The 8,841-nt window shown below is 66.4% G+C and carries 8 protein-coding genes; 3 read left to right on the top strand and 5 right to left on the bottom strand.

The genetic code is table 11. The features are described 5' to 3' along the window. Positions 1–68 precede the first annotated feature (68 nt). Positions 69–764 (bottom strand): 2-polyprenyl-3-methyl-6-methoxy-1,4-benzoquinone monooxygenase, encoded by a 696-nt coding sequence (coq7, locus tag Q0D45_RS09385; RefSeq protein WP_293391735.1) that lies wholly within the window; start codon positions 762–764, stop codon positions 69–71. A gap of 99 nt (positions 765–863) precedes the next feature. Between coq7 and Q0D45_RS09380 the strand changes: the two genes are divergently transcribed. The 3 genes from Q0D45_RS09380 to Q0D45_RS09370 are packed head-to-tail and all read left to right on the top strand — an operon-like array spanning position 864 to position 6,502. Continuing rightward, positions 864–2,573 carry a M28 family peptidase gene (locus Q0D45_RS09380; RefSeq protein WP_293391732.1) on the top strand — a complete coding sequence of 570 codons (1,710 nt, stop codon included), beginning with the start codon at positions 864–866 and terminating at the stop codon, positions 2,571–2,573. 29 nt (positions 2,574–2,602) lie between these two features. Further along, positions 2,603–4,882, top strand: a complete 2,280-nt coding sequence (locus Q0D45_RS09375; RefSeq protein ID WP_293391729.1) for an acyl-CoA dehydrogenase domain-containing protein — start codon at positions 2,603–2,605, stop codon at positions 4,880–4,882. Positions 4,883–4,906: 24 nt separating this feature from the next. Then, a complete protein-coding gene (locus tag Q0D45_RS09370; protein WP_293391725.1) occupies positions 4,907–6,502 on the top strand; it encodes a glycerol-3-phosphate dehydrogenase/oxidase in 1,596 nt (531 codons plus the stop codon). Here the strand turns inward: Q0D45_RS09370 and Q0D45_RS09365 are convergent. From Q0D45_RS09365 to Q0D45_RS09350, 4 genes are all read right to left on the bottom strand, one after another. Further along, complete coding sequence (locus Q0D45_RS09365; protein WP_293391722.1) at positions 6,493–7,218, bottom strand: RES family NAD+ phosphorylase; 726 nt, start codon at positions 7,216–7,218, stop codon at positions 6,493–6,495. The two genes, Q0D45_RS09370 and Q0D45_RS09365, sit on opposite strands and share 10 nt — an antisense overlap. Beyond that, on the bottom strand, positions 7,178–7,567 hold the full coding sequence (locus Q0D45_RS09360) for an MbcA/ParS/Xre antitoxin family protein (RefSeq protein ID WP_366946399.1): 390 nt from the start codon (positions 7,565–7,567) through the stop codon (positions 7,178–7,180). Before Q0D45_RS09360 ends, Q0D45_RS09365 begins: the two co-directional genes overlap by 41 nt. Positions 7,568–7,688: 121 nt before the next feature. Further along, complete coding sequence (locus Q0D45_RS09355) at positions 7,689–8,378, bottom strand: ElyC/SanA/YdcF family protein (RefSeq protein WP_293391718.1); 690 nt, start codon at positions 8,376–8,378, stop codon at positions 7,689–7,691. Then, entirely contained in the window at positions 8,375–8,782 is a 408-nt protein-coding gene (locus Q0D45_RS09350; RefSeq protein ID WP_293391715.1) for an MAPEG family protein, read from the bottom strand. Before Q0D45_RS09350 ends, Q0D45_RS09355 begins: the two co-directional genes overlap by 4 nt. Positions 8,783–8,841: the final 59 nt, after the last annotated feature.

Below are 8,841 nucleotides of genomic sequence, written 5' to 3'. Positions count from 1 at the left end.
AGAGACTTTGGTCACGTCGGTAGCTCTCTTGGACGCGACCCGGATACGGGCCGACGTGGAAGGTGGATTCAGACGCGATAGGCGCCGAACTTCATGATCTGCGAGACGCCGGCCATGATCCGTCGCACCGGCATCGGCACCGGCGCAGCGCCGGCAGCCGCCGCTTCCTCGCCATGACGTGTTTCGTCGGCGCGCATCGCTTCGACGATGGCCCGCGAGCGCCGATCCTGGCGCGGCAGCTTGCCGAGATGCTCGTTCAGATGATCGACGACCTGGCGTTCGGTCTCCTCGACGAACCCCAGACTGGCCTTGTCGCCGACCAGCCCTGCAGCAGCGCCGATCGCGAACGACCCGGCATACCACAGCGGGCTCAACACGCTCGGCTGCTCACCGAGTTCACGCAGGCGGGCATCGCACCACTGCAGATGATTGCGCTCCTCGGCAGCGGCGCGCAGCAGATGCTCACGGACCTCGTGATCGCGCGCGACCAGGGCCTGGCCGTGATACAGCGCCTGGGCCGACACTTCACCAGCGTGATTGACACGCATCAGGCCGGCGGCGTGCTTGCGCTCGCGCTCGTCGAGCGGCGCTTCAGCCACCCGTTCTGCCGGGTAGCGGCTGGACATCGGCGCCGCAGGGCGCGCGGCAAACGGCCCTCTGGCCAGCAAGCCCAAGCCCTTGCCGACCTGCAGCAGCAAGCGATCGACAGGGGTGTAATCACGGCTCGCGTCAGCGACCGGCTGCGTTTGGAAAGGCGTGGCCATTTGTGGCGCTCCAAGGTTTTTCCTATTCTGCGAGTGTTCCCTGCTACCCGCCACCCTGGCCTGGTAGCTCATCCGCCTGCACCCGCAACGGAATCCGTCATGAATCCTTCCCTCATCTGCCGGCTGGCGCTGGCATTTGGCCTTGCCGCATCGCTCGGCAACGCTGCCTTTGCCGCGGATCCGATCGCTTCTGCGACCGGTGCCGGCCTGCCACCGGAAGTCGCTGCGGCGGCGGCCGGTATCGATGCCGAACACATCAGGAGTCATGTCCGCTTCCTGTCCAGCGACCTGCTCGAAGGCCGTGGCACCGGCAGCCGTGGTGGCGACATCGCAGCCGAATATCTGGCCGCGCAGTTCGCGCTGGCGGGGCTCAAGCCGGCCGGCGACAACGGCAGCTATCTGCAGAAAGTGCGCTTCGCCGGCACCCAGACGCTGACCACGACGACCATGTCCTTCGTGCCCAACGAGGGCGAAGCCTTGCCGCTCAAGCTGTTCGATGACTACGTGGTGGCGGACCAGAGCCTTGCCGAGTCGACGATCGTCGATGCCCCGCTGGTGTTCGTCGGCTACGGCATCGAAGCGCCGGAATACCAGTGGGACGATTACAAGGGTGTGGACATGCGCGGCAAGGTGGCGCTGATCATCGTCAACGAGCCGCCGTCCACCGATCCGAAATTCTTCAAGGGCGAAGCGCTGACCTATTACGGGCGCTGGACCTACAAGTTCGAGCAGGCCGCGCGCAGGGGCGCGTTGGGCGCGGTGATCATCCATCGCGAGGATCTGGCCAGCTATCCGTGGTCGGTGGTGAAAAGCTCGTGGAGCAATGAATCGGTGGCGCTGGCCGACGATCAGCGGCCGAAGCTGAAGGCCGCGTCCTGGGTGCAGCTGGAAGTGGCGCGCCTGCTGCTGGCGCTGTCCGGTCGCGATCTCGATGCCGCGATCAAGGCCGCCGGCACTCGCGAGTTCAGAGCCTTCGATCTGCCGGTGAAGCTGAGCGCCACCATCGAAAGCCATGTGCGCCGCTTCGAATCCTCGAACGTGGTGGCGATGCTGCCCGGTGCCGACAAGGCCGCGCCGCGGCAGGCGGTGCTGTACAGCGCCCATTACGACCATCTGGGCGTCGCGCCCGAGATGACCGGCCCACCGGAGATGGATCGCATCTTCAATGGCGCGATCGACAACGCCACCGGCTGTGCGGTGCTGCTCGAACTGGCGCGTGCCTATACCTCGGTGAAAGAGCCGCCGCCGCATTCGGTGATCTTCGCGGCGGTGACCGCCGAGGAAAAAGGCATGCTCGGTTCGAAATATCTCGGCGAACATCCGCCGATTCCGGCAGGGCAGATCACGCTGAATCTGAACTTCGACAGCTTCGCGCCGTTCGGCGTGCCGGAAAGCGTCAAACTGCTCGGTGCCGATCGTCTGACTTTCTATCCTTCGGTTGAAAAGGTCGCCAAGGCCTTCAAGTTCACCATCGAGGCCGATTCGCGGCCACTGGCCGGCAGCTATTACCGCTCCGATCACTTCAGCATGGCCCGCGTCGGCGTGCCGGCGTTCTCGGTCAGTCTGGGCGACAAGTACGTGGGCCAGACCCGCGAATGGGCGCAGGAAAAGAGCCGCGAATACACCGCCAAGACCTATCACCAGCCCAGCGACGAGTTCCGCGAAAACATGGATTTCTCATCGAGCGTCGAGATGGCCCGTTTCGGCCTGGCCCTTGGCTGGGAGGCGCTGAGCCTGCCGAAATCGATCGCCTGGCTGCCTGGCGACGAATTCGAAGCCACCCGTCGAATGAGCGAGCGCAACCCTTGATCATCACCTTGAGCCGGAGCGCCTGAGTCATGGCCTATTGGCTGCTGTTTTTCCTGATCGCTTTCGTCGCGCTGGCCCATGCCCGGGCCGGCATCCGCACCACCAGTCTGGTGCTCGGTGCGGTGACCTTGTTCTACGGCGTGTTCGGCGAATCCTGGATCGCTTTCGCGCTGATGATGATCGCCGGCCTCATCGTGTTCGGGCCGCTGAATCTGCCGGTGCTGCGCCAGGAATGGCTGTCGCGACCGCTGTTCACCGGTTTTCGGCGGGTGCTGTCGCGGCTCGATGAGCGCCAGCTCGCGGCGCTGACCGGCACTGGCACCGGCTGGGAAGCCGAGCTGTTCAACGGCCAGCCGGACTGGAGCCGTTTCCACGAAAGCTACAGCGCCCGTCTGACCCCGGACGAGCGCAGCCTGCTCGACGGCCCGCTGGCCGAGTTCTGCAGCCGCTACGCCCGCGATCCTGAGACACCCGCGGCCCATGCCCGGCTGCGCGCCTATGGCCTGCACGGTCTGGCCGTCGATGGCTTGCATGGCGGGCGCGATCTGTCGGCGCTGGCGCAGTCAGCCGCGCTGATGCGGCTCAGCGCCAGCGCCGGCAGCGATCTCGCCCGACGCATCGGTGCGCCCTCGCGGCTGGCCTGGATCGCCGCGCTGCAGCGCCATGGCACGCCGGCCCAACAAAGCCGCTGGCTGCCGCAATTGGCTGCGGGTGCCAACTTGCAGACCATCGAATCCGGCATTGCCGGCGATGCCGTGATCGAAGCGGGCGACGAGGGTCCGGCGTTGCTGCTGACGCTCGACATCACGCTGACGGCCGATGCGGAAATCGTCGGCTGCTGTGTCGATCTGCGCGATCCCGAAGCGCGCCTCGGGCCGGGTGCAGCGACCGGGCCCACCTGGCTGTTGCTCGACGCAGCACTGCTGCGTGACCAGCGTGGCCCGCTGCGTCTGCCACTGGAGGCGGTGATCGGCGATCGCGAGCACATCGGTGAAGCCGCCCGTCAGGGTGCCGAGAGCCGCGCCGTCGCCGACGCGATTTCACCCATCGCAATTCACGCCGGCTCCGCCACCGCGTTGGCGCTGGCCGCTGGCAGCCTGGCCAAGCTGCATGCGCCGTTCGGGCTGTCGCTCGGTGAACGCTCACTGGCCGAGGAAGCGTTGGCCACTCTGGCCGCCCGCGCCACTGCCGCGCAGGCATTGGCGGCGCTGACCGCCCGCGCCGTCGATCTCGGCGAAAAGCCTTACGCGGCCGCCGCGTTCGCGCGCACCCTGGGTCTGGCCCAGGCTCGCGAATGCACGGCGACGGCGCGCGATCTCGGCCTTGATCAAGGCCTGTCGGCAAGGCTGGTGACCGATCTCGACGAACCGCCGTCGGAAACCCTGGAACCGGCGCTGGTCGCCCGTACCGATGTCTACAGCGCCTGTGTGCTGCGCAGCCATGGTGCTTTCATGCAGGCATTGGCCGCCGCGCAGGATCCGAATCCGGCCACGGCGCTGACCCGTTTCGATGACGCGCTGTGGTCACACGTCGGCCATCTGTTCGGCACCGCTACCCAGGCGTTCGCGCTGGGCCTGACCGCGAGCAGCCCGCTGTTCGGCAGCAGCGCGCCGGAAACCCAGTACCTGCGCAAGATCAATCGCTACAGCGCCGCGCTCGCGTTTGCGGCCGATGTCGGCCTCAGCGTGATGGCCAGCGAACTCGGCTCGCGCAAGCCGTACACCGCGCTTCGTGCCGTCCGCGAAGCCTCCCGGCGCAGCCTGACCACCTGGCTCGGCGATGCGCTGGCCCAGCTCTATCTGGCCAGTGCCGCACTGCGTCAGTACGACGAGGGCGGCGCCCATCTCGACGAACGCGCGGTGCTGGAACTGATCTGCACCGACGCCTTCAGCGCCTGCGAAGAAGCGCTGGATCGCCTGATCCGCCATCTGTCGTCGCCATTCCTGGCCTGGCTGACGCGACGCATCGTGCTGCCGCTGGGCCCCAGCCGTCGCGCACCGCGTGAAGCCACGCAGCGCAGCGTCGCCAACCAGTTGCAGGGCGACAGCCGGCTGCGCGAGCGGCTCGGCGAGCGCGTCGGTCTGCCGGCCGATGCCAGCCCCTGGCCGCTGATCGACCAGGCGCTTGGGCTGATGCGTGCTGGCGAAGCCATCGAGGCGCGGGCGATCGCGGCAAGCGTCAGCCGCCTGTCGCGCCACGTGCCGACGCGCATCAATCAGACCCGTGACAGCGGCGTGATCGACGAGACCGAAGCCCAGGCGCTGCGCGACTGGCTGGCTGCGGTCAGCCGAATCCAGAAACCTGATTGAAACCTTCCTGAATCTTCCGCGCCGATGACCCCTGCCTTTCCGCTGATCCGACAAACCGCTGCACTCCGCGACGCGCATTACGACCTGCTGGTGATCGGCGGCGGCATCTACGGCGCGTGGACCGCCTGCGACGCCGCGCAGCGCGGCCTGAAGGTGGCGATCGTCGAACGCAACGACTGGGGCTCGGGCACCTCGCAGTCGTCTTCCAAGCTGATCCACGGCGGTCTGCGCTACCTGGAGCACTACGAGTTCGCGCTGGTCCGCCATGCGCTGGCGGAACGCCGGGTGCTGTCGCGGCTGGCGCCGCATCTGGTGCGGCCGCTGAACTTCGTGGTGCCGGTATGGAAAGGGGCGCGAGTCGGCCGTCTGCAACTGCTCGCCGGCCTGACGCTGTATGACTTCTTGGCCACCGGCAAGCAGCCGGTGCCGCGCTTCAAATCGTTCTCGCGCAGGAAGCTGCTGGCGGCTCATCCCTATCTCGACGAGGTTGGTCTCCGAGGCGGCCTGCGCTATGGCGATTGCCAGGAGGACGATGCGCGCATGACCTTGTTCGTGATCGCCGCCGCTCAGGCTGCGGGCGCGGTTTGCGCCAATGCGGTCGCCGCCGACAGCCTGAGCTTCGACGGCGACTGCTGCACCGGTGCGACCCTGCGCGACACCGAGACCGGTGAGGTCTACACGGTCAAGGCCGATTGCGTGGTCAATGCCGCCGGACCTTGGGCGCATCGCCTGCCAGGAATGGATCGCATGGGCAGCAGCGACGGCAAGCAGGCGGCCCAGCTAGCGGTGAAACTGGTCAAGGGCGTGCATCTGGTGATGCCCGCGATTGCCGAGCTGGAAGATGCCTTCCTGCTGACCGCACCCTCGGATGGCCGCGTGTTCTTCGTCATTCCCTGGAACGGCCGGACCCTGGTCGGCACCACCGAATCCTCGGTCGACGATGCCACCGGCGTCGGCGTCACCGAAGCCGAGGCGCAGTACCTGATCGACGCCGTCAACGCACTGATGCCGGGTCTGGCCTGGACCGTGGAACAGATCATCGGCCGCTTCGCCGGCGTCCGCAGCCTGCAAGCCGAAGACGCCGAAAGCCTGGCCGCGGTGAGCCGCGAATTCACCGTGCTGGAACCGCGTCCGGGCCTGGTCTGGCCACTCGGCGGCAAGTACACGACCGCGCGCTGCGACGCAGTGGAGATCGTCGATCGCGTGCTGCAAAGCCTCGGCCGCGAACCGATCGAATCGCACAGCGATCGCGATGCCCTGCCCGGCGCGCCGCACGAGATTCGCGAGCTGGGCGACTTCAGCGGCTGGCAGGCGGAAGCCGTCGCCGGCCTGGCGCGGCGCGGGCTAGCTGCCGATGTCGCGCGATCCCTGAGCCTGCGTCACGGCACCGGCATCGGCCGGGTGGAAGCGCTGCTCGACGAGAACCACGCCTGGGCCGAACGCATTCATCCGGATGCGCCGTATCTGGCGGCGGAAGTGGTGCTTGCAGTGCGTGACGAGATGGCGCGCACCGTCGATGACGTGGTTCGTCGGCGCATGCCGCTGTCGCTGGTCGTTCATGACCAACCGGAGTGGCGCGCGCGGGTGGCGGCGCTGATGGCCGAAGCCGGTCAGCGGTAATCGAATTCGAAAGCTTCCGGCCGTGATGGCCGGCTGCCCGTGCGCATCCAGGACGCGCGCTGCGCATCGGCGCTCAAGAACCAGGTTTGCCGCGTGGTGATGCCGCGTCCCTCGCTGAAGGCGCGGCAATCGAGCACCGCCGCGCAGGCGGCGTGGTCGGGATCGCGCACCGATACATAGCGGATCAACTGCACGCCGGCTGCGCGGGCGTTGCGTGCCAGGCTGCGGCAGGCGCTGTAATCGTCCGGATGCATCCACTGCGCGGCATCGGCCACGAACGGGGGAATCCCGAGATCGATGGTCAAGCCACCGGCCTGGGCGCGAAACAGCGTGTGGGCAACCGCATCGAGCGAGCGCAGACCCTCACTCGCGGCGACGAAGCGGCAGCGCCAGTAACCCACTTCGGCACAGGCGGCCTGCACGGTTTCGGCGCCGTACCAGACGCCTTGATCGATCACCTCGCGAAACCGCGAGCCGCCCCGGGCCGAGGGATAGCGGAACGGGGTGAACAGCAGGTAGTCGAGCGTGCGGCACTCGGCCGGCACCGCGGGCTTGTTCGCTTCGAGGATGTCTTCGAGCAGTTCCTGCTCGGTCTGACTGTCGACCAGCACCCGTGTGGCCACCGTGTGCTGAGCCTCGACGACCCGCCAGAGCAGCACTTCGAGGCTGACCGCCTCAGATGCGAGAGCGGGAGGCGTCCAGATACTGGAGGACATGGATCAGGCCTTCGCAACTGCCGAGCAGCTTCGCCGGTTCGCCACCGAGCGCGCTGTTGCCGGAATGCAGCCAAGCCTGCATTGCTTCGACCTTGCCGCCGGTGATCGCATCGAGCGAGCGGTAGACACGTACCAGCAGCGTCGCCAGTTCCCAAGGTTTGGAGTCCGGCGCCAGGGTCCAGGTCCCGGCATTGAGTCGCGACGCGGTAGCCGGGCTCAGACCCAGAGCCTTTGCCAGTTGCACCTGCGACAGCGCGAGCCGCCCGGCAGCGCGAACCACGGCTTTCGACAGCACTGGGGCAGCTTCGCTTGCAGCAGCAGGCTGCGCGCTTCGGCGCTTGCCGCCGATTGCTACGGAGTAGCTTGTCGAACTGGATTCTCGAATTTCCATGGAAAGAATCGTGATCCGATCTTTCTGGATTTGCAAGAGTGTCACACCGGACGACGGGTCCGGATGGACGACGAACGGTTCAGGGCGGCGGCTGCATCTCGATTTCGGGCGCCGCGTTGATCACCTCGCGGCCACCAAGGAACTTGGGTTCCGTCGACAGCACATAGAGATCAAGCACTGCTTTGACGCGGGCAAACAGTTCGCGGATGTAGGTGCGGCTGAACATGCCGATGTTGTCGCTGGTGGCGGCATAACCGGCGACGCGGATGTTCAGCTTCTTGGCGATGAACACCGCGCGATAGGCGTGGTACTCCTGCGTGATCACCGTCATCTGCTCGAGATTGAACACCGCCTTGGCGCGGCTGATCGAATCGAAGGTGCGCACGCCGGCGAAGTCCATGGTGATCGCCTGCGACGGAATGCCGGCCTTGGTCAGCTCGCGCCACATCTGGCGCGGCTCGTTGTAGGTGGAATCCGGATTGGCACCGCTGACGATGATCTTCTTGATCTTACCCAGCTGGTACAGCTGCACGGCCGCTTCGATGCGGCCGTAGAACTGCGGATTGGGCTTGCCGCTGCGCGTGAACGGGCTGGTGCCGAGCACGAGACCCACCTCGTTGTCCGGCAGCAGCGACCAATTCGAATAGACGTAGGCTTCCGAATTGTTGACCACCCAGTTGTTGATCAGCGCGACCAGCACCAGCGCCAGCGCCGCGACCCAGATCAGGCCACGGCGCAGGCGACGACGAAAGGCGCGCGTCAATTTCAACGCAGCAATCCCCAGAACATCAGGCCGAAGCAGACCAGCTGGATGGTCCAGAACGTCGCGCGAGCCAGCACCAGTGGCGTGTTGACGCCAAGGATGTGCACGCCGCTCTGGGCAAGGCGGGCATAGACGACGTACATCGCAAGCCCCGCCGTGACTTCAGGCTTGCCCACGGCCTGGGCAGCCAGCACCAGTACCGCGAAGATCGGCAGGTTCTCGAGGCTGTTGGCGTGGGCATCCGCCACGCGCTGGATGAAGCCGGGATCATTCGCATTCTTCGAGCCCCGCGGCCACGAGGTGATCGAGGTGCCGGTCAGCAGCGCAACGCCGCGATAAGCGAACACCACCAGCACCAGCAGGAAAGTCCAGGCGGCGAACAGCAGCAAGGCTTGAATGGAAATGGTCATCTGAGTGGTTCTCCCCGTTTTTCTGTGCGCTACGCGAATCGGCAGCGTCGCCGACTATA

It is taken from the genome of Nevskia sp., from assembly GCF_023266035.1.
Taxonomy (GTDB): Bacteria; Pseudomonadota; Gammaproteobacteria; order Nevskiales; family Nevskiaceae; genus Nevskia.
This window is presented reverse-complemented; position numbering and strand designations above follow the sequence as displayed.